This is a genomic window from Spiroplasma endosymbiont of Poecilobothrus nobilitatus (assembly GCF_964030655.1).
In the GTDB taxonomy this organism is placed as follows: domain Bacteria; phylum Bacillota_I; class Bacilli_A; order Mycoplasmatales; family Mycoplasmataceae; genus Spiroplasma.
Genome location: NZ_OZ034915.1, coordinates 1,253,288 through 1,274,071, shown reverse-complemented (window position 1 = coordinate 1,274,071; position 20,784 = coordinate 1,253,288). Strand labels below are relative to the sequence as shown.

The 20,784-nt window shown below is 27.2% G+C and carries 20 protein-coding genes and 2 pseudogenes; 7 read left to right on the top strand and 15 right to left on the bottom strand.

What is annotated here, in order from left to right:
* Nucleotides 1-7: 7 nt before the first annotated feature.
* Nucleotides 8-259, bottom strand: a complete 252-nt coding sequence (gene rpsT, locus AAHM76_RS07370) for a 30S ribosomal protein S20 (RefSeq protein ID WP_342255986.1) — start codon at nucleotides 257-259, stop codon at nucleotides 8-10.
* Between the two features lie 179 nt (nucleotides 260-438).
* On the opposite strand from rpsT, the gene AAHM76_RS07365 reads away from it, so the two are divergent.
* Nucleotides 439-1,550 (top strand): IS3 family transposase gene (locus tag AAHM76_RS07365; protein WP_342255985.1). Its coding sequence is split into 2 segments (ribosomal slippage): nucleotides 439-682 and nucleotides 682-1,550, totalling 1,113 coding nucleotides; the frame shifts between segments, so codons are not numbered across the junction.
* A gap of 8 nt (nucleotides 1,551-1,558) precedes the next feature.
* Here the strand turns inward: AAHM76_RS07365 and AAHM76_RS07360 are convergent.
* Nucleotides 1,559-2,527: an IS1/IS1595 family N-terminal zinc-binding domain-containing protein gene (locus AAHM76_RS07360; RefSeq protein WP_342255984.1), complete on the bottom strand. Its 969-nt coding sequence runs from the start codon at nucleotides 2,525-2,527 to the stop codon at nucleotides 1,559-1,561.
* Between the two features lie 83 nt (nucleotides 2,528-2,610).
* On the opposite strand from AAHM76_RS07360, the gene AAHM76_RS08715 reads away from it, so the two are divergent.
* A complete protein-coding gene (locus tag AAHM76_RS08715; protein ID WP_425289489.1) occupies nucleotides 2,611-2,694 on the top strand; it encodes an IS3 family transposase in 84 nt (27 codons plus the stop codon).
* A 63-nt stretch (nucleotides 2,695-2,757) separates the two neighbouring features.
* Here the strand turns inward: AAHM76_RS08715 and AAHM76_RS07355 are convergent.
* Nucleotides 2,758-3,868, bottom strand: a pseudogene (locus AAHM76_RS07355) (IS3 family transposase).
* Between the two features lie 60 nt (nucleotides 3,869-3,928).
* Nucleotides 3,929-4,078, bottom strand: coding sequence for a hypothetical protein (locus AAHM76_RS07350; protein ID WP_342255983.1), 150 nt, complete (start codon nucleotides 4,076-4,078; stop codon nucleotides 3,929-3,931).
* 236 nt (nucleotides 4,079-4,314) lie between these two features.
* Between AAHM76_RS07350 and AAHM76_RS08710 the strand changes: the two are divergent.
* The 4 genes and pseudogenes from AAHM76_RS08710 to AAHM76_RS07335 all read left to right on the top strand — a co-directional run.
* Nucleotides 4,315-4,428: pseudogene (locus AAHM76_RS08710) on the top strand (hypothetical protein); the annotation flags it as partial.
* Between the two features lie 102 nt (nucleotides 4,429-4,530).
* The gene (locus AAHM76_RS07345) at nucleotides 4,531-4,770 is read left to right on the top strand and encodes a hypothetical protein (RefSeq protein WP_342255982.1); all 240 of its coding nucleotides are present in this window, start codon (nucleotides 4,531-4,533) and stop codon (nucleotides 4,768-4,770) included.
* Nucleotides 4,771-4,800: 30 nt separating this feature from the next.
* Entirely contained in the window at nucleotides 4,801-5,058 is a 258-nt protein-coding gene (locus tag AAHM76_RS07340) for a hypothetical protein (protein ID WP_342255981.1), read from the top strand.
* A 279-nt stretch (nucleotides 5,059-5,337) separates the two neighbouring features.
* Nucleotides 5,338-5,523: a rhodanese-like domain-containing protein gene (locus AAHM76_RS07335; RefSeq protein WP_342255980.1), complete on the top strand. Its 186-nt coding sequence runs from the start codon at nucleotides 5,338-5,340 to the stop codon at nucleotides 5,521-5,523.
* Nucleotides 5,524-5,681: 158 nt separating this feature from the next.
* Here the strand turns inward: AAHM76_RS07335 and AAHM76_RS07330 are convergent, their stop codons facing one another.
* The 3 genes from AAHM76_RS07330 to secA all read right to left on the bottom strand — a co-directional run bounded on the left by AAHM76_RS07330 (nucleotide 5,682) and on the right by secA (nucleotide 10,557).
* Entirely contained in the window at nucleotides 5,682-7,100 is a 1,419-nt protein-coding gene (locus tag AAHM76_RS07330) for an APC family permease (RefSeq protein ID WP_342255979.1), read from the bottom strand.
* A gap of 65 nt (nucleotides 7,101-7,165) precedes the next feature.
* Complete coding sequence (gene whiA / locus AAHM76_RS07325) at nucleotides 7,166-8,101, bottom strand: DNA-binding protein WhiA (protein ID WP_342255978.1); 936 nt, start codon at nucleotides 8,099-8,101, stop codon at nucleotides 7,166-7,168.
* 65 nt (nucleotides 8,102-8,166) lie between these two features.
* Nucleotides 8,167-10,557, bottom strand: coding sequence for a preprotein translocase subunit SecA (gene secA, locus AAHM76_RS07320; RefSeq protein ID WP_342255977.1), 2,391 nt, complete (start codon nucleotides 10,555-10,557; stop codon nucleotides 8,167-8,169).
* A 153-nt stretch (nucleotides 10,558-10,710) separates the two neighbouring features.
* Between secA and AAHM76_RS07315 the strand changes: the two genes are divergently transcribed.
* A complete protein-coding gene (locus tag AAHM76_RS07315) occupies nucleotides 10,711-11,874 on the top strand; it encodes an IS3 family transposase (protein WP_342255976.1) in 1,164 nt (387 codons plus the stop codon).
* A gap of 157 nt (nucleotides 11,875-12,031) precedes the next feature.
* Here the strand turns inward: AAHM76_RS07315 and AAHM76_RS07310 are convergent, their stop codons facing one another.
* The 8 genes from AAHM76_RS07310 to AAHM76_RS07275 all read right to left on the bottom strand — a co-directional run bounded on the left by AAHM76_RS07310 (nucleotide 12,032) and on the right by AAHM76_RS07275 (nucleotide 20,632).
* Nucleotides 12,032-12,991, bottom strand: coding sequence for an IS1/IS1595 family N-terminal zinc-binding domain-containing protein (locus AAHM76_RS07310; protein ID WP_342255975.1), 960 nt, complete (start codon nucleotides 12,989-12,991; stop codon nucleotides 12,032-12,034).
* A 134-nt stretch (nucleotides 12,992-13,125) separates the two neighbouring features.
* Nucleotides 13,126-14,364 (bottom strand): phosphoglycerate kinase, encoded by a 1,239-nt coding sequence (locus tag AAHM76_RS07305; RefSeq protein ID WP_342255974.1) that lies wholly within the window; start codon nucleotides 14,362-14,364, stop codon nucleotides 13,126-13,128.
* A 63-nt stretch (nucleotides 14,365-14,427) separates the two neighbouring features.
* A complete protein-coding gene (gene trxB, locus AAHM76_RS07300; protein WP_342255973.1) occupies nucleotides 14,428-15,369 on the bottom strand; it encodes a thioredoxin-disulfide reductase in 942 nt (313 codons plus the stop codon).
* Nucleotides 15,353-16,558 (bottom strand): prolipoprotein diacylglyceryl transferase, encoded by a 1,206-nt coding sequence (locus AAHM76_RS07295; RefSeq protein WP_342255972.1) that lies wholly within the window; start codon nucleotides 16,556-16,558, stop codon nucleotides 15,353-15,355. Before AAHM76_RS07295 ends, trxB begins: the two co-directional genes overlap by 17 nt.
* Before the next feature lie 21 nt (nucleotides 16,559-16,579).
* The gene (hprK, locus tag AAHM76_RS07290; RefSeq protein WP_342255971.1) at nucleotides 16,580-17,503 is read right to left on the bottom strand and encodes an HPr(Ser) kinase/phosphatase; all 924 of its coding nucleotides are present in this window, start codon (nucleotides 17,501-17,503) and stop codon (nucleotides 16,580-16,582) included.
* Nucleotides 17,504-17,542: 39 nt separating this feature from the next.
* Nucleotides 17,543-19,507: an excinuclease ABC subunit UvrB gene (uvrB, locus tag AAHM76_RS07285; RefSeq protein WP_342255970.1), complete on the bottom strand. Its 1,965-nt coding sequence runs from the start codon at nucleotides 19,505-19,507 to the stop codon at nucleotides 17,543-17,545.
* Between the two features lie 325 nt (nucleotides 19,508-19,832).
* Nucleotides 19,833-19,961, bottom strand: a complete 129-nt coding sequence (locus tag AAHM76_RS07280; protein ID WP_342255969.1) for a hypothetical protein — start codon at nucleotides 19,959-19,961, stop codon at nucleotides 19,833-19,835.
* Nucleotides 19,962-20,053: 92 nt separating this feature from the next.
* Nucleotides 20,054-20,632 carry a hypothetical protein gene (locus AAHM76_RS07275; protein ID WP_342255968.1) on the bottom strand — a complete coding sequence of 193 codons (579 nt, stop codon included), beginning with the start codon at nucleotides 20,630-20,632 and terminating at the stop codon, nucleotides 20,054-20,056.
* Nucleotides 20,633-20,784 lie beyond the last annotated feature (152 nt).

Sequence of the window (20,784 nt, the reverse complement as noted above, 5' to 3'; positions counted from 1 at the left end):
TTTGAAATTAATGTGCTTTAAGCATTAATCTGCTTTTAACACGATCAGCTTTATTGGCATGATAAATTCCTTTATTAACTGCTTTGTCAACTAAACTAATTGCAGTATTAACTAATTCTGATGCGTTTGTTTCTTGTGCGTTAATAGCGATTTCTGCTTTTTTGATTGCTGTTTTTACTGATGATTTAAAAGATTTATTTGCTAAATTATCTTTTGAATTTTTTTTAACTCTTTTAATTTGTGATTTAATATTAGCCATTTTTGCTCTCCTTTCGACTTTTAAGACACAAAGAAATTATAGCAAATAGATAAAAAAGTGTAAAGGGAAAGTAGTACTTTTTTTAATATTGTAAATGTTGGATAGGCTCCAATTATTAGGACCATAATTATATAGACTTCAAAATTAGATAAAATTATTAAGAAAGAAGGAATATAAAAATGGGAAATAAAACTTCATACTCTGAAGAATTTAAAAAACAAATTGTCATGCTATATAAAAATGGTAAAAGTGTTATTAATCTAGGGCAAGAATATAATTTACCAAAACCAACTATTTATAGTTGAGTTAAAAATTATAATAATTCTGGTTCATTTAAAGCAAAAGACAATCGCACACTAGAAGAAAATGAAATAATAACTTTACGAAAAGAACTTAAAGACTTGAAAATGGAAAATGACATTTTAAAGCAAGCCGCACTGATAATCGGCAAAAAATAACAATAATTAATAACAACAAAACAAAATATTCAGTAAGAAAAATATGTAAGATTTTGGGTTTATCAAAATCAACGTATTATTATCAAACTAATAAATGTATTAACAAGCAAGTTAATAATTATGAACAAGAAATTATCAGTGCCTTTAATAAAAGTCGCAAAATTTATGGGGCTCGCAAAATTAAAGTTATTTTAAACAGAAAAGATATCATCTTATCGCGGCAAAAAATCAGATTCTTTATGATCAAAAATAATTTGGTTTCTAAATACACCAAATTAAAATATCATAATCATAAAACAACAGTCAATAATGACCAAATTAATAATATTTTAAATCGTCAATTTAACAACAAAAAACCTAATGAAGTTATTGTTAGTGATTTAACATATGTTCAAGTTGGCGCTAAATGACATTATATTTGTTTATTAATTGACTTGTTTAATCGTGAAATAATTGGTTATAGTGCTGGGCCGAATAAAACAGCCGAACTGGTCCAACAAGCTTTTCATAAAATAACACGACCATTAAATCAAATAACTCTATTTCATACTGATCGTGGTAATGAGTTTAAAAATAAAATCATTGATGAAATTTTAATAACTTTTAATTTTAAAAGATCATTAAGCAATAAAGGCTGCCCTTATGATAATGCTATGGCTGAAACAACTTACAAAACTTTTAAAACTGAATTTATTAAGGGTAAAAAATTTAAAAATTTAACACAATTAAAATACGAATTTTTTGATTTTGTGCATTGATATAACAATATTCGAATTCATGGCAGTTTAAATTATTTATCTCCAGTTACTTTTAGAAAACAAATGTCTATATAAAAAGTGTCCTAAAAAGTGTTGCCATTCCAATATAATACCGATGATTGTTGGTTTGGCGTTAAACCTTTATGCTGGTATTTTCATTTTCAGAGATTTAAATAATTTTGAATGTTCGTGAAACCTAAGCAATGATAATGAATTAAGGATTCTTTAAGATTTGATTGTAATTTACTAATTTTATTTAACTTCCGATAACTAGCATCAGGATTTGTACTAGTTTTAGTTGCTAATAAAATAGAATTTGTTTGTTTTGCTACTAATAAATATAATGGTTGCATGTCAGAAATAATAATTGAATTTTCTTTGATTAATTGTTTATTAATATTTTCAATAATTCACTGTTTTTGTAATCGTTTTGTGTTGGTTGATTTAACATAAATATTATTATTGCTATCAACAGCCATTTTAACACAACATTTAGTGTTGGTTGAAAATGAATCAAGATGAATTTTTCTTTTATCAAATTTATCTTTAAAATTACCTTTGTGGATTTCTTTAATAAATGTTTCATCGATTTGAATTTGGCCATTTAACGTTTTAAATTTTAATTGGGTGTTTTCTAATTGTTTTGATTTCATTATTTTTTGGCGATTATATCAAGCGGTTTTCGGTGATGTTTTAATAAAGTGGGAAATCATTTTACTAGATTGGCCTAATAATGAAATTTGAATCAATAAATTTCACTGTTCATAATTTAAATGACTTCAATACGTAAAATGATCACGAAAAGCATCAAAACTAGCACGACATTTTTTGCATAAATATTTTTGTTTTCCTTCAGGATTATGACCATTTTTAACACAATAAAAAGATTGACAATTAGGACATTTAATACCTTTATCCCTAAATTTTTGGTCAATTTCATTTAAGCGTTTTTGTTTTTTAATTAATTCTGCTTCTTTTTTGACTTTTTCATGAAATTCTAAAAATTGATCATCTGTTAAACTATTTATTAATTCTTCAATTATTTTTTCCATTAATTATTCACCTCTTATATTAAAAATATACCTAATTTTAGGTATATTTTATAAATATCAAGAGTTTTCTACAAAATTAAAGAATATATTTTTTTTATAATAATTTTCGACCTCATACAAAGTTAAAAGGAATGTCTCCTGTTCAATACAGAAAAACATTCCTATAGCTTACTTTTTATATGTCTACTTTTCTCGACATATTGGAATGGCAAGGGTTTTTTGGACAAATTTTATGTAGAATAATAATTTTTGTATTGCACTGGTGTTAAATAATTTAAACTGCCATGAATTCGAATATTGTTATATCAATGCACAAAATCAAAAAGTTCGTATTTTAATTGTGTTAAATTTTTAAATTTTTTACCCTTAATAAATTCAGTTTTAAAAATTTTGTAAGTTGTTTCAGCCACAGCATTATCATAAGGGCAGCCTTTATTGCTTAATGATCTTTTAAAATTAAAAGTTATTAAAATTTCATCAATGATTTTATTTTTAAACTCATTACCACGATCAGTATGAAATATAGTTATTTGATTTAATGGTCGTGTTATTTTATGAAAAGCTTGTTGGACCAGTTCGGCTGTTTTATTCGGCCCAGCACTATAACCAATTATTTCACGATTAAACAAGTCAATTAATAAACAAATATAATGTCATTTAGCGCCAACTTGAACATATGTTAAATCACTAACAATAACTTCATTAGGTTTTTTGTTGTTAAATTGACGATTTAAAATATTATTAATTTGGTCATTATTGACTGTTGTTTTATGATTATGATATTTTAATTTGGTGTATTTATAAACCAAATTATTTTTGATCATAAAGAATCTGATTTTTCGCCGCGATAAGATGATATCTTTTCTGTTTAAAATAACTTTAATTTTGCGAGCCCCATAAATTTTGCGACTTTTATTAAAGGCACTGATAATTTCTTGTTAATAATTATTAACTTGCTTGTTAATACATTTATTAGTTTGATAATAATACGTTGATTTTTATAACCCAAAATCTTACATATTTTTCTTACTGAATATTTTGTTTTGTTGTTATTAATTATTGCTATTTTTTGCCGATTATCAGTGCGGCTTGCTTTAAAATGTCATTTTCCATTTTCAAGTCTTTAAGTTCTTTTCGTAAAGTTATTATTTCATTTTCTTCTAGTGTGCGATTGTCTTTTACTTTAAATGAACCAGAATTATTATAATTTTTAACTCAACTATAAATAGTTGGTTTTGGTAAATTATATTCTTGCCCTAGATTAATAACACTTTTACCATTTTTATATAGCATGACAATTTGTTTTTTAAATTCTTCATAGTATGAAGTTTTATTTCCCATTTTTATATTCCTTCTTTCTTAATAATTTTATCTAATTTTGAAGTCTATATAATTATGGTCCTAATAATTGTAGCCTATCCAGTTTATATCATTGAATTTACGATTAATTAAATCAGGATATTGCAATAATCTTTTTTCTTTATTCTGTTTATACTTTATTTTTCTTCTCATTTTTCTTACATATTCAGGTTGTGTTTGATTATCACACATAATTCTTAAAACTTTTTTTGAATTATATTTTATACCATAATCTTCTTTTAAATATTTAGTAATTCTTCTTTAATTTTGTAGAAAACTCTTGATATTTATAAAATATACCTAAAATTAGGTATATTTTTAATATAAGAGGTGAATAATTAATGGAAAAAATAATTGAAGAATTAATAAATAGTTTAACAGATGATCAATTTTTATAATTTCATGAAAAAGTCAAAAAAGAAGCAGAATTAATTAAAAAACAAAAACGCTTAAATGAAATTGATCAAAAATTTAGGGATAAAGGTATTAAATGTCCTAATTGTCAATCTTTTTATTGTGTTAAAAATGGTCATAATCCTGAAGGAAAACAAAAATATTTATGCAAAAAATGTCGTGCTAGTTTTGATGCTTTTCGTGATCATTTTACGTATTGAAGTCATTTAAATTATGAACAGTGAAATTTATTGATTCAAATTTCATTATTAGGCCAATCTAGTAAAATGATTTCCCACTTTATTAAAACATCACCGAAAACCGCTTGATATAATCGCCAAAAAATAATGAAATCAAAACAATTAGAAAACACCCAATTAAAATTTAAAACGTTAAATGGCCAAATTCAAATCGATGAAACATTTATTAAAGAAATCCACAAAGGTAATTTTAAAGATAAATTTGATAAAAGAAAAATTCATCTTTATTAATTTTCAACCAACACTAAATGTTGTATTCAAATGGCTGTTGATAGCAATAATAATATTTATGTTAAATCAACCAACACAAAACGATTACAAAAACAGTGAATTATTGAAAATATTAATAAACAATTAATCAAAGAAAATTCAATTATTATTTCTGACATGCAACCATTATATTTATTAGTAGCAAAACAAACAAATTCTATTTTATTAGCAACTAAAACTAGTACAAATCCTGATGCTAGTTATCGGAAGTTAAATAAAATTAGTAAATTACAATCAAATCTTAAATAATCCTTAATTCATTATCATGGCTTAGGTTTCACGAACATTAAAAATTATTTAAATCTCTGAAAATGAAAATACCAGCATAAAGGTTTAACGCCAAACCAACAATCATCGATATTATATTTTAGCGTATAAAAAAGTTAAATAACAATATTAAAAGTTTATATAATTTTCTTTTAAAGTTATCATATTGATGATTTTTTTTATTTAATCAAGAGTTTTCTACAAAATTAAAATAAAATATTAACTTTCTTAATGTTATAATGTTTTCATAGAGGTGAAAAGATGTTTTTATCAGCATTTGAAATGAAATACAATACTAAATTAATTAAAAGACTACAAAAAATTAATAATTCAGATAAATGGTTAATTATTGATATTCGTCCGAAAGAAGAATGAATTGAAAGTCATATTATTAATAGTATTAATATTCCTCATCATCTTTTTCGTTTAATTTATTTGAAAAAGTAACTAAAAATAAAAAAATTCTTTTTGTTTCAAGTGCTGGCCATTCTCATTTAGATTTATACCGTTTATTAAAAAACATAATTTTAAAGTTTATATTCTTCTTGGCGGATGAAAAAAAGTTCATCAGTTTGATGAACTTGATAAAATTCTTACTTATAATCCTATTGATTAACATTATTAATCAATGGGGTTTTTATTTTTACTTCACCAGCAGCTGGTGTTGCTTTATGCCATAATAATAATTCATTAATACCTCATATTACTAATGTTCCCCCAATAATAATTAATAAAATATATAAAGTTTTATGATTACTACTATAAGCAAAGAAATTATACATAATATAACCTTTTGAACCTATTAGCAAGAAAATAGAAAAACCAGCATAATAATACATTCCTTTTACTTTTGCTACTTCTACTCGCTTTGTATAACGATTAACACAAACAGCAATAATTAAACTAATATAACACAGAAAAGCAGTAAAACTAACGGCATTAGAAGAAAGATCTAATAAATACATTGGCTCGCCCACAAAGCCAAGACTAAGTCCCATTAATATTAAATTGAAAAAAACAGTAATTGCCATTTGAATCAAACCAATTTGTTGATAACTTAATTCTTTCTTTCCAATATAAACAAGATTTTCTTCTTGCATTGTATGTCCAAATGAAGGAGCTACAAAGGTTAAACCATTAATGCTCATTAATGCTGTTAACATAATAAATCACATTAAGACTTTTGCAATTGGACCACCAAGTAGATTTTTAAATAAAGTAAAAAAACTACCATCATTTGTTCCTAAAAATAAAGAAATAACTTCTAAAATATAAAAAATAGTAATAAATAACATTGCAGCAAATAATGCTTTTGGGACAACATTTTTGTTAGAAACTTCTTTTTGTAATCCTGCAGCATAAATAAAACCATCAAATGAAAATAATACTGGTAAAATTCCCATAAAGAAGTTACCAAACTTTAATTCCCTATACTTATCAAAAACATTATTTTCAATTGGAGCAACAAAGCCTATAACTATACTAACTAGTAAAGGAATAAATTTAATAAATGTTCCAATTGTTTGAACTCATTTACCAACATTTCGGAAAAAAATATTTATTAAGTAAAACAAAATTAAAATAACAATACCAACAGTAATCGCAATTATATGTTGTGTTACCTTACTAATGTTTTGCACTTCTAGTGCATCAAACATTGCATTAATACTAAAAATTGGGAAAATACCCAATAAAATTGGGAAATAAAAAAAGATATAAAATAATGCTATTAAACTACCAACTTGCCGACCAATTAAAATATTAGCTCATGATGGTAATGTCCCATGTCCACTTTTAGTTTTTACTGATGTAACTTCAATAAAGACCATAATCATTGCCATTCCTAAAATCCCAACTAAAACCCATAATCCAATTGATAAATAAGGATTTTGAGTAAAGTATAAAAGATGTCCTTCTGAAGTATCATTTTTTAAATAAATTCCAATTCCAATTGTAATTCCAATCGCTGTTGAAAAAACAGTTAAAAATTCAAAAAATTTAACGTTATTTTTAGGCTTTCCCATTAGTTTTTCCTCCATTTTTAATGACCTATTTTTAATAAAAAATAATAAATGAATTATAACATAAATTATTTTATATTTTCATAATATTTTTTCTTAATTTCACGAAATAAGTGGTTTACTCCCGATTTTGAAATTTCAATACTACTTTCATTTTCTAATAATGCTGACAAATCTTGCAACGATGCATCGGGATAAGCAATTCGTAATAAAGCTACTTTTTTAGTATTTTCATTTAGTTCATCAAACAAATCATGTTCAAGTAAATAATTAATCATTGCAACCTGTTCTTCACCAGCTTTAATTGCTTTTTGTTGATTTGAAATTTCAATATTATTTAAACGATTAATACTATTAACCATATCCCTTGAAATACGAGTATTTTCAAAAGCGAGAACACTATTAATTGCATCAATTAATTTCAAGAAATCTGAAACTAAAATTGATTTTTTTAAATAACAAACATAACGATCATGACGGACAATTATCTTAAATGGAAAATGAAATTTATACAATAATTTTTGAAAATATTGTGCTGAAACTTCATCATTAAACTGAACTTCTAAATGATAATTACTTGTTTCTGGTGAATTAACACTACCACAAGCAATAAAAATGCCTGCAATATAAGCGCGTTGTTGTCGTTCATTTCATTCCGATGGGATAGCAACAATTTTTTGATTAGTTTCTGCATAAAAAATTTGTAAGTCTTTTAATATTTCAGTAGCTCCTTCTTTAATACGTAAACTGAAGGTTTTGTTATTTTTTAATTTTGTACCTTGAACAATAATGATGTCAATTTTAACTTGATATAAATTTTTTAAAAACGTATAAATTGTTCGAATAATTAGATTACTAATTGAGGTTACTTCAAAGTTAAAAAAATGATTACTAATATTTAATGTCATATTATATTTAACAAAACCAGTCAAAAAAGCTTTCTGACACATTTGGTCAAATTCTTTTCTAACAATTTCCTCTTTTGCTTCCAACGCAAAGCTCATCTTTATCCCCCATTCTAATTTAATAATACAGAAAAAACCACTACTTTAGCATAGTGGTTTATTAATTAACCTTTTTGTTTAAATTCTCGAATTTCTTGTTCTGAATCATGAAACGGCTCAACTTTAATGTCACCATCAATTTTGCGAATAACAACATTTGCTAATTTAATTACAACTTCATGTGCAATTGATAATTGCATATGCTCAAATAATTTTGCAGCTTCTTCAACATAAGCGTGTAATGGATTTGTTTGAGCATAACTTCGTAAGTAAATTCCACTTCGTAATTTACTTGCTTGATCAATATGTTTTGTTCAATAATCATCAAACGAAGTAATAATTGCGCTCCGTTCAATTTGATTAATAACATCAGCAGGAACATCTTCTGTTCGCGCTAAATAAAATTTATTCATTTTTGTTGCCACATATTTAGCAACTTCTTTCCGCTTCATTTTTTCCATGGCTGCTTTATCTAACACATTAGCTGCAACAACTTTATCACTAATCCCCTTAATTAAGTCATCATAATGAATAAATCATTCCCCATGCGATTCATTACCAAACATTTTTGTTAAATCATAAGCTGCCGAATATTGAATTTTTTTAATAATTGGTTTTAAATCAGTTGCTGTTAAAATTTGATCACGCCGCGCATACATTGCTTCACGATGTTGTGCTAAAACATTATCATAATCTAAAATATGTTTTCGTTGATCAAAATTCATTCCCTCAACTTTTTTTTGTGCATTAGAAATTGCTCTTGTTAGCATTCGTGATTGAATAAAATCCGAACCTAACCGAGCAAAAATTCGGCGTAGGCGTTCACCACCAAAGCGCATCATTAATTCATCATCCATAGCAACATAAAACCGTGAAAAACCAGGATTTCCTTGTCGTCCTGCTCGCCCTCGTAACTGGTTATCAATTCGGCGCGCTTCGTTTCGTTCAACACCAAAAACAGCTAATCCTCCAATTTCTTTAACGCCATCACCTAATTTAATGTCTGTTCCCCGACCAGCCATATTTGTTGCTAAAGTAATAGCTCCTTTTTCACCAGCTTTTGCAATAATGTCTGCTTCACGAACATGATTTTTCGCATTTAACATTTCAAATTTTAATTTAGCATTTCGTAAATAATGCGACACAATTTCTGATGAATCAACTGAAGTTGTTCCAATTAAAATTGGTTGTCCCTTTTCATGCAAGGCAATAATTTCTTTCATCATCGCTTTCATTTTTGCATCACGATTTGCAAACATATAATCATCTTCATCACGGCGAATTAATGGTCGATTAGTTGGAACTTGAATTACACGCATATTATAAATTTTAATGAATTCTTCTTCCTCTGTTTTTGCAGTACCACTCATCCCACTTAATTTATTATATAATCGGAAAAAGTTTTGGTAAGTAATTGTTGCCATTGTCACTGTTTCTTCTTCAATATTAACACGTTCCTTTGCTTGTAATGATTGTTGCAAACCATCACTATAAGCACGTCCCAGCATTAAACGGCCAGTAAACTGATCAATTAAAATAATTTCATTATTTTGAACAACATATTCAACACCATTTTTAAAAACAAAATTAGCTTTTAAAGCATTTAAGATTAGATGGTATAATTCAGTATTTTTAATATCAAATAAAGAATTAATTGAAAATATTTTTTCTGCTTTAGTAATTCCTTCTGGAGTTAAATAAACTTGTTTTGTTTCTAAATCAATTTCAAGATCATTCTCTCGTGATAATGACTTTGCAAAATGATCAGCTGCTTGATATTGCGGTGTTCGGTTTTGGCGCCCCCCCGAAATAATTAATGGTGTTCTTGATTCATCAATTAAAATTGAGTCAGCCTCATCAATAATGACATAATTTAATCCTCGTTGGACTTTCTCACTGTAAACTTTTACCATATTATCTCGTAAATAATCAAATCCTAATTCAGCATTAGTAGTATAAGTAATATCACAACTATAGGCTTCTCTTTTTGCATCTTTAGTAATATCACGAGAATTTAAACCAACTGTTAAACCTAAAAAACTAAAAACTTGACCATTAATTTCTGAATCCCGTCTTGATAAATATTCATTAACAGTAATAACATGAACACCCTTACCAGTTAAACCATTCAAATATGTTGGCATTAAAGCAGTTAAAGTTTTTCCTTCCCCTGTTTTCATTTCAGCCACATCACCCTCATGAAGAACAATGCCCCCAATTAGTTGGACACGATAAGCATGTAATCCTAAAATTCGACGAGATGCTTCACGGGCAACAGCAAATGCTTCAACTAAAATATCATCTAATGTAGCACCTTCTGCTAACTTCGTTTTAAATTCATTTGTCTTTTCTTTTAATGCATCATCAGACAATCCTCGCATTGTTTCATCTAACGCCATAATTTTATCTGCTATTTTCCCATGTTTTTTTACAATTTTACGATCGCTAACTGCCATTCAACTATATCCTCTATTCTATATAATTATAAACATTCACATTTATTATATCATAAAAAACAATAGTTAGTATGAACATCTAAAATAAAGTAGACATAAAAAATAGAAAATTATGTTAAAACTTTATTAATTTATTAAGGAGATGTTTTTTATATGAAAAAACAAAACAACAAAGAATTTAAACTAAATATTATTAATTTATACAAAAGTGGAAAACCTGTAAAATTACTTTCAAAGGAATATAATGTTTCATGACATACTATTTATTTATGAATTAAAACATATAATGCAAAGGGTGAAGAAAGTTTAGAATGAGGTCATGGAACACAAATAAAAAGCGGAACTAGAAAGCGTGGTGTTGCCAATAAACCATTAGAGTTAATGACAAAGAAAGAAATATATGAATATGCAAAACAATTTGAAGAATTATCAAAGTACTTATCCCTAAGCGTAAAAAATAAATATAAAAAAATTTATGAATTTTCTAATATTTATACAATTGTATCTTTGTGTAAAATATTTAAAGTTTCCAGAGCTGGTTATCATAAATGATTATGTTTGGGGAAACCAAAATATAATAAATGAAATAATTTAATTGTTGATATTATTCAATCAACATATCATAATTTTAAAAGAATCTATGGTTATAATATGATTGCATTATGACTAAAAAAATTATATGATTTAGATCTTAATCCATGAGTAGTATATAGATATATGAAACAAATGAAATTAAAAGCTATAATTAGAAAAAAAAGATTCAATTATAAAAAACTTTCTGGTCAATTAAGATATGAAAATATTCTAAATAGAAATTTTTCTACAACTGGAATTAACCAAAAAATTGGAACAGATATTACATATTTAACTACTAATAACAAAACATATTATTTATCTATAGTAAAAGATTTTCATACTAATGAAATTTTAGATTACCAAATTAGTAAAACTCTAGATATGCCTTTTGTGGTAAAAAATATAATTAATGCTTGAGTAAAAGCAGGGAAACCAAAAACATGAATTTTACAAACTGATCAAGGATTTCATTATACAAATTTTATATTTACAAATTTGTGTAAAAAATTAGGAATAATAATCTCAATGTCACGAAGAGGATCTTCGCCAGATAATGGTCATACTGAATCTTGATTTGGAACTTTTAAAACTGAATTTTTTGAAACATTAAAACGTATTTTTAGAAACAAAGAATATATATATAAAATGATTCCACAATATATTAAATTTTATAATGAAATTAGACCACAAAGAAAATTAAAGGGATTAAGTCCTGTTGAATACAGAATAACTCAATCCTAAATAAATTTTATTTTTTATGTAAACTTTTCTTTACATATTCAGTATAGTTATTCCATTTTTAATTTTGTAGAAAACTCTTGATGAAATAAAAAAAATCATCAATATGATAACTTTAAAAGAAAATTATATAAACTTTTAATATTGTTATTTAACTTTTTTATACGTTAAAATATAATACCGATGATTGTTGGTTTGGCGTTAAACCTTTATGCTGGTATTTTCATTTTCAGAGATTTAAATAATTTTGAATGTTCGTGAAACATAAGCCATGATAATGAATTAAGGATTCTTTAAGATTTGATTGTAATTTACTAATTTTATTTAACTTCCGATAACTAGCATCAGGATTTGTACTAGTTTTAGTTGCTAATAAAATAGAATTTGTTTGTTTTGCTACTAATAAATATAATGGTTGCATGTCAGAAATAATAATTGAATTTTCTTTGATTAATTGTTTATTAATATTTTCAATAATTCACTGTTTTTGTAATCGTTTTGTGTTGGTTGATTTAACATAAATATTATTATTGCTATCAACAGCCATTTGAACACAACATTTAGTGTTGGTTGAAAATGAATCAAGATGAATTTTTCTTTTATCAAATTTATCTTTAAAATTACCTTTGTGGATTTCTTTAATAAATGTTTCATCGATTTGAATTTGGCCATTTAACGTTTTAAATTTTAATTGGGTGTTTTCTAATTGTTTTGATTTCATTATTTTTTGGCGATTATATCAAGCGGTTTTCGGTGATATTTTAATAAAGTGGGAAATCATTTTACTAGATTGGCCTAATAATGAAATTTGAATCAATAAATTTCACTGTTCATAATTTAAATGACTTCAATACGTAAAATGATCACGAAAAGCATCAAAACTAGCACGACATTTTTTGCATAAATATTTTTGTTTTCCTTCAGGATTATGACCATTTTTAACACAATAAAAAGATTGACAATTAGGACATTTAATACCTTTATCCCTAAATTTTTGATCAATTTCATTTAAGCGTTTTTGTTTTTTAATTAATTCTGATTCTTTTTTGACTTTTTTATGAAATTCTAAAAATTGATTATCTGTTAAACTATTTATTAATTCTTCAATTATTTTTTCCATTAATTATTCACCTCTTATATTAAGAATATACCTAATTTTAGGTATATTTTATAAATATCAAGAGTTTTCTACAAAATTAAAGTATTCCATTATGTTATATTTACAAAAAAACGACATTTTGTCGTTTTATTATATTATTTATTTTGAACAGCTTCAATTCCAGGCAGTGGTTTACCTTCCATATATTCTAAACTAGTACCACCACCAGTTGAAATATGCGTAAATTTATCTTTATATCCTAATTGAATTGCCGCTGCAGCTGAATCACCTCCTCCGATTAAAGTAAAGGCTCCTTTTAGTTCAACAATTGCTTCACAAACAGCTTTTGTTCCAATACTATAATTTTTAAATTCAAAAACTCCCATTGGTCCATTTCAAACAACCGTTTTTGCATCCGCTAATTCTTTTTTAAATAATTCAATTGTTTTGGGACCAATATCTAATCCCATATAACCATCATCAATATCCAATCCTGTTGTAACTTTTGCTAGAACATCAGCAAATTCAGGCGCTTCTAATACATCAATTGGTAAAATAATTTTTCCTTTTCCTTTCGCTAAAAATGTTTTAGCAATTTCAACTTTATCAACTTCTAATAATGAATTTCCAATTTTGTGACCTTGAGCAGCAAAAAAAGTATATGCCATTCCACCACCAATTAAAATCTTATCTGCTTTTGTTAATAAATGTTCAATTACCCCAATTTTATCGGAAACTTTTGCACCACCAATAATAGCAACAAATGGTTTAGCTGGATTGTCTACTCCTCGTGATAACATTTTTACTTCTTTTTCCACTAAAAATCCTAAACATGATTCAGCAATATTTTCTGCAATTCCAACATTTGAAGCATGAGCACGATGCGCAGTTCCAAATGCATCATTAACAAAAACATCGCCTAAACTTGCTCAATATTTCCCTAAAGCAGGATTATTTTTACTTTCTCGTTTTGCAGTTGCTTTACCATCACTATCAACACTAATTTGACCATTACTATTAATAATATCAGCAAAGCGTGTATTTTGAAATAAAATTACATCTTGATTATGCATTTCATTAATAGCTTCTTCCAATTGTTTTCCTTCAAAGGAATTAATAAACTTAACTTGTTGTCCTAATTTTTGTTCTAATACCTTTGCCACTGGCGCCATATCACGTTTTTCTAAATCATCAGCTGTTTTAACTTTCCCTAAATGAGAAAATAAAATTACTTTTGCTTCTTGTGCTAACAAATATTTAATTGTGGGTAAAGCTGCAGTAATACGATTATCACCAGTAACTTGCCCATCCTTCATTGGAACATTAAAATCAACACGGACTAAAACTTTTTTTCCTTTAACTTGAACATCTTTTAATTCTTTTTTGTTTGTCATAAATCCTTCTCACTTTCTTTTTCATCTTTATCCAATATATATCTTACCGCAAAAAATACCTTTTTAATGACAACTATTAAGATATTCTAAGGCAAATTGAGCTGCTTTTGCCCCATCACTAATCGCAGTTGCAATTTGTCGTAATGTTGTATTTGTCACATCACCAGCGGCATATAACCCCGGCAATGCTGTTAAACATTTATTATTAATAATAAAATAGCCTTCTTCATTTAAAACTCCTAAGTTTTTTGCAAAATCACTAATTGGAATCGCACCAATATATGGGAAAATAGCACTGACTGCTAAATTATCAATTTTGCCTGTTTTCACATTTTTAATAACAACTGCTGTCACCCGTTTTTCGGTCACATCCTTAATTTCAGTTACTATTGTATCAACAATAAAATTAATTTTAGGATGTGATTTTACTTTATTCACAATATTATTATCAGCACGAAATTCATCGCGACGATGAATTAGATAAACTTTATTAACAAAGCGAGATAAATAAAGGGCTTCTTCAAGAGCGGCATAGCCTCCCCCAACAACAACTACATCTTTTTCTTTATATAAAGCGCCATCACAAACTGCACAATATGAAACTCCATGCCCTTCTAATTCTAATTCACCAGGCACTCCTAATTTACGTTCAACTGTTCCAGTTGCAACAATAACTGCTTTTGCTAATAAGATTTTTTTTGAAAATAACTCTAATTTAAACAAATTATCTTGTTTTATAATATTTGTCACACGATCGGCAATATATGGGATTTTTAATTTTTGGGTTTGTTCAAACATTTTCATGGCTAACTCATAGCCTTGAATATTATCAAAACCAGGATAATTTTCAATTTCACTTGTCTTTGTTACTTTTCCTCCCGGTGTTCCTTTTTCAAACATTGCAATATTTGCCATTGCTCGTGCAGCATAAATTCCTGCTGTCATCCCACCAGGACCAGCCCCAATAATTAAAATATCATATATTTCATTAGTATTGTTTTTCATATAATCATCCGCCTTTTCTTCATTTTATAACAGATATCCATTGGGCAAATAATATTAAAATAATACCAATTACAATCATTAAACTAAGAATAACATAATCTAACGTTCGCATATTTTTTAAAAATAAATCATGATCATCTCGTTGTGTTTCTAAAATAATCCGAATGAAATTATAACCAGCAATATACATACCAGTTTTAATTCCACAACGGAAAATTTTTAAACGATGAGGGTTTTCTATTTTTTCTAATTCTCGGACAACAGCTGTAAAAATTTGTTTTAATCGTGCACCACAATATTTCCAATGTGCTTTCATCACTTGTTTTTTTGTCATCTTATGCTTATTTTTAAAATAAACTTTTTTCAATTTTACTTGTTGTGATAAATTATTAACAACCATTGGATCGGGTTTGATATCATAGTATCATTTTGCTCGAACACCTTTTCACGATAACTGCATAAAATCGGGTTCTTCTTTTTTAAACCTTCAATAATAACTATAACGAAATATTAATGGTAATACAATCACAATTAAGAATCATAATAAAATATTAGCTAATGATTCATATAGAAAAATTGGTTGAAAATATTGCACATTATTAAAATCAGTTGGGTCAAAAGGGTTTCCATTAATCCCAATTGCCTCTGTTGGATGAAAATTATTTGGTGCCGGAGTTGGGACATATCATTTAAATAAATTATCACGAATAAAACTTGGTAATCACATTAATTGTTCGAGTGCAATTGGTGCTCCTAATAATTCATGATTAAAAAAATTACCTCATCGCCCAATTGCTTGTGCTAACAAAATATTTGGAACAATTAAATCAGCATATACTCATAACGAAATATTATGTTTTCGTGATTCAAAACCAAATCAAATTCAGCCTGCAATTAAACCAAAAATTAACCCCCCATGAATACTCATCCCTGGTTCTCAGAAAGCAAATAATGTAAAAAAGAAAATTGGATTTTTAACATCATATTTACCAAAAAAACTAGCCCCCAATAAAGCAATTGGTGTAATCACAAAAATCCCTCAGTAAAATCCTTGCGTTGGAATATCACGTTTACGAAAATTAATTCATGATAAAATAATGGTAATTGCAAAACCACAAAAAATTAAAAATCAATAAGGACGAAATCAATTTCCATAAGTATCGTGGGCAATTCATGTTGCTAAATTCACGTTATAAACTCCTTCTCAATTCTATTTTGAATATTCTTTAAAACGATCTTGTAAAATTTTCATCGAAGAAATTCCCGCTTCATCTAATTTTAATTTTGAAACTGCTGTCTCAACTAATTCACTAACATTACGCCCATATGTAACTGGAATTGTTACAATTGGTACCTTTGTATCTAAAATTTTAATATGTTTATATTTAGATCCTAATCGGTCAATTGATTTATATTGTTCATCATCCAAATGAATTAATTCAATTACTAAATCAATTTTTGATTCATCTAATAACACTTGCGAACCATAAATTTTACTTAAATCTAAGATTCCTAAACCACGAACTTCAATTAAATTTTTTAACATTTCATGTGATTGCCCATATAATCTATTATTTCGTTGCTGAATAATAATACGATCATCACCAACAAACAAATGATTTTTTTTAATTAATTCTAGTGTCATTTCTGATTTTCCAATTCCTGATTTTCCTTTTAACAAAATTCCTTTTCCAAAAACATTAATTAATGATGCATGTTCTTCTGTTACTGGCGCGAAATGTTCATCAAAAAATTCTAATACCATTTGATATAAACGACTCGTTGTAATATTGCTTGCGCGAACAACTGGACAACTATGTTTTTCCGCAATTTCTAATAATAATTTATCAGTAAATTTTTCCGTTAAAATAATCATCGGAATATTTTCATTTAAAATATACTCATAGCGCTCTCTTCTTTCTTTTTCACTTAAGGTATTCACAAATAATTGCTCTTTATTTGATAACAAAACTACCCGACGATTACTATTATTTTTTTCAAAATCAAAGCCAGCTAATTCTAATCCTGGTCGATTAAGACCATAAATTTTAATAGGTCGATTAAGACCATCCCTTCCAGCTAACACCTCGTAGTCAAATTTATCAACAATATCTTTTACAATAAACTTTGTCATTCCCAGTTCCTCCCTGTAAATTAATACTATCACAAATCATTATTCTGCTTCAATTTCAATAATAATATCGCGTAATTCTGCAGCTCGTTCAAAATCAAGTTTTTTACTTGCTTCATACATTTCTTTTCGTAAATCTTGTAGTAATCCTTCTTTAGCTGTTTTATATTCTTTTGATTTTTTATTTTTAATGTTATGTAATTTATCATCTTGACGTTTAATATTAGTATAATCACGAATATTCTTAATAATTGTTGTCGGAGTAATATGATATTTCAAATTATATGCCTCTTGAATTTGACGACGGCGAGCAGTTTCTTGCATTGCTTTTTGCATTGATTCAGAAACAGTATCAGCATATAAAATAACATGCCCAGCCGCATTCCTTGCAGCACGACCAATTGTTTGAATTAAACTTCGTTCATTTCGCAAAAATCCTTGCTTATCAGCATCAAGAATACAAATTAATGATACTTCTGGGATATCAATTCCTTCACGAATTAAGTTAACACCAACAATACAATCATAAACTCCTTTTCGTAAATCCAATAAGATTTGACTACGTTCTAAAGTTTTTAATTCACTATGTAAATATGCAACTTTAACATTTTGTTCTTGCAAATAACTTGTTAAATCTTCTGACATACGAATTGTTAAAGTAGTAATAAAAACACGTTCATTTTTTTTTCGACGTATTTTTACTTGTTCAATAATATCATCAATTTTCCCTACTGTTGATTTTACTTCTACGGTTGGATCTAATAACCCCGTTGGACGAATAATTTGTTCAACCACTTCATTATTTACTAAACCTAATTCATAGTAACCCGGAGTTGCTGAAACATAAATAACATTTTTTAATTTTTGATTAAATTCATCAAAATTTAAGGGACGATTATCTAATGCACTTTTTAAACGAAAACCATAATTTACTAAGGTTTCTTTTCGACTTCGATCTGTGTTATACATTGCTCGAATTTGTGGCAATGACATATGTGATTCATCAATAATAGTTAAAAAATCTTGGCCAAAAAAATCAATCAAAGTATACGGAGCTTTACCTTCTTCTCGTAAATCTAAATGTCGTGAATAGTTTTCAATTCCAGAACATATTCCACTTTCACGAAGTAAATCTAAATCATATTCAGTTCGTTGTTTTAAACGTTGTAATTCAACAATTTTTCCAGCTGCTTCTAATTCAGCTAAGCGAACTTTTAACTCTGCTTCAATTCGTTTAATTGCTTCAGCTAAGCGTTCTGGAGAAGTAATATAATCTTGCGCTGGAAAAATTGTTAATGTTGATAACCGCTGTGTAACATCACCAGTAATTCCATCAATATAAGCTAAATCATCAATTTCATCCCCAAACAAATCAATGCGAATAAAGGTTTTAACATTTCACCCTGGAACAATTTTAATCACATCACCTTTAGCACTAAAACTACCTGGAATCATTTCAATATCATTACGAACATATCCTGATGATACTAAAAAATTAGCTAAATCTTTTTTACTAATTTTTTGATTACGATTAATTTGCAAAAAAGATTTTTTATATTCATTTGGATCTTGTGCTCCATAAATTGCAGCAACAGAAGCCACGACAATAACATCTTTACGAGTTGTTAAAGCATTAAAAGCACTTAACCGCATCATGTCTAACTCCATATTTTGGCGAGCATCTTTATTAATGTATAAATCTTTTCCTGGTAAATAAGCTTCAGGTTGATAAAAATCAAAGTTTGAAACAAAATACTCAACACGATTTTCTGGAAACATTTCTTTTAACTCAACATATAATTGCATTGCTAATGTTTTATTATGTGCCATCACCAATGTTGGTTTTTGATAATTTTCAATAACATTTGCCATTGTAAATGTTTTTCCAGTTCCCGTTGCCCCTAATAAAACTTGATGTTTTTTATTTGCTAATAAATTGGTAGTTAATTTTTTAATTGCCGGGGGTTGATCACCTGCTGGAAAATAATTTGATGTTAATTTAAACACTATTTCACTACTCCTTTATAGTTTTGCTTTTCTATAATTATATCAATCTTCCTTATAATTATTTTAAAAATAAAAAAGTAAAATTTCTTTTACTTTTTTATCCATTAGTAATATTAGCAACAGGAATGTCAACACCAGCTCAATAAAGATCAATTGTTTCATTGGTTGTAAATTGCATTACTTGCACTTTCATTTCATAACTACCCATTACTTTTCCCCCATCAGGTGTAATTGTTACAATATATTCTCCTTTTACTAACTCAGCACCAGTTGCTCCCGTTGGTTTCTGCTTAATTGCCGTATTTAAAGAAACTCCAGCACGGTATTATTTTGGTAATCATTCCATAACGGCTGTTTGAACACTTTTTTCTAAATCTTTTTCTTTAAAATTATTATTTAAAAATGAAGGAGATGGAATTTTATTTGCAAACTTTGTTAAATCTAGATCAATCATTGGTTCGCCAACAACCTTAACTGTAATTTAAATTTTTTTAGTAACACTTGTTGCTGTTTCTGATGCTGAAACAGTAACATTATATGCTTGTTCTAATATTTTTTTGTATCATCAGTTTCTTTTTCAACTTTATATTCAATTTCATCTTTTTTAACTGCTGGTGCTAATTTTCCTTCAACATACTGTTGAACAGCTTTTTTTAAATCACCTACAGTATTATTAACCGTTAAATTACTCTTAAATCCTTTTGCTGAAATAGTTGTTAAATTAAATTTAAATTTACTTTTATCAACAACATTAATACTAAAATTACCAATTCCTTGAACAGTCTTCGCATTAGCTTTTGTTGTTAAGGTAAGTTCATAATTTCCAACCACTAATTTTATGCCTGTAGTACTACCGGCTGGCCTTGTTTTTACCTCTAATTCAATTTCATCAGGATTTACTTTAATATTACTTTCTTTATCTAATTCAGTAACAATAACATCTTTAATATTAGATTCACTTTCATTAGTTGTGAAATAATCCTTTTTTAATGTGGCAAAATCAACTGCCCCTAAATCTGGTAAAACTGAATAACCATATTGATGAATCTTTGTTTTACCATTGATTTGATAATAACCCTTTAATGTTTGCTTTGCTTCTGCACTAACTTTTGCTTTATTGACCATTGCAGTATCAATAAATTCTGCTATTTTGAGATGTTTGAAACAATGTTCCATCAGCAGCAGGCATTATACCTGCAACTACTCCATTAATACCCGTTGGTTTATCTTTTTAATTTGGATGGGTTAAGATAAATTGGACAACAATAATGTAGAGT